This is a genomic window from Aeromonas sp. sia0103 (assembly GCF_963895295.1).
GTDB classification, from domain to species: Bacteria; Pseudomonadota; Gammaproteobacteria; order Enterobacterales; family Aeromonadaceae; genus Aeromonas; species Aeromonas encheleia.
Genome location: NZ_CAWQKG010000041.1, coordinates 1 through 256 on the forward strand (window position 1 = coordinate 1; position 256 = coordinate 256).

Annotated in this window: 1 protein-coding gene; it reads left to right on the forward strand. The window is 60.9% G+C overall.

Translation table 11 applies throughout. The features are described from left to right. Nucleotides 1–256 (forward strand): hypothetical protein (locus AACW18_RS13935; RefSeq protein WP_218390094.1); only part of this gene is annotated, 256 nt, incomplete at both ends.

Sequence of the window (256 nt, forward strand, 5' to 3'; positions counted from 1 at the left end):
CAACATTGTCTTCAGCATCCAGATCGTCGATGTAGGCGGTGGCGTGCTGCAACTGCAAACCACCCAATTCGAAGCGCTGGCACATGGCAGCGACGGACTGTTTGACGAAGCGCTGAGCCTGCTGCTGAATCAGGGCAGCCTGGCGCTGCAGTATGAGGTGATCCGTACCGACGCCGATGGCGATCCGGTGAGGGTCTCGGACAGCATCGTGCTGGCCGATGGCGAGCGCTCGGTGTTCAGCTTCGACGACGATGGC